We start from the raw sequence: 397 nt of genomic DNA, 5'->3' as shown, positions 1-397 counted from the left end.
AGGCTTTTCCTTGATTTGTCAAGACTTCCTGAACGAGCTTTGCAACTGTCCAACTTTTACCACCACCTGTTGTTCCTACGACTGCACAATGTCTCCCAAAAAGTGCCTGTGCTGAAACATTTACAATATGATTTTCATCATTAGGTAAGTGTGCTAATTGCATTAATGTATCCTTTTTCTTGTTAGGATCTTTATTTTCCCCAAATTCGGTAAGTAATGACCCGAGAAAATGGTTTGAACATAGATAAACCTTTGCACCCACAGGCGGTAGTTGATCTAACCCTTTTTTTGCAGTAAGCTCAAAATTATCGAAGCATAACAGAATCTCGACTTTTCCAGTTGGATGAAAAGCTTCTTTGTCGTAATTTGCTACTGTTAAATTCAACCTTTCATTTTC

General features: G+C 37.5%; 1 protein-coding gene. It reads right to left on the bottom strand.

Translation table 11 applies throughout. The features are described 5' to 3' along the window. Positions 1-397, bottom strand: a 397-nt coding sequence (locus tag JHD69_RS20610) for a helicase HerA domain-containing protein (protein ID WP_199142178.1), incomplete at both ends; no start/stop codon positions are given.

This window comes from Pedobacter sp. ASV12 (assembly GCF_016429155.1).
In the GTDB taxonomy this organism is placed as follows: domain Bacteria; phylum Bacteroidota; class Bacteroidia; order Sphingobacteriales; family Sphingobacteriaceae; genus Pedobacter.
Note: the sequence above shows the minus strand (reverse complement) of the source record. Positions and strands in the feature narration are given on the sequence as shown.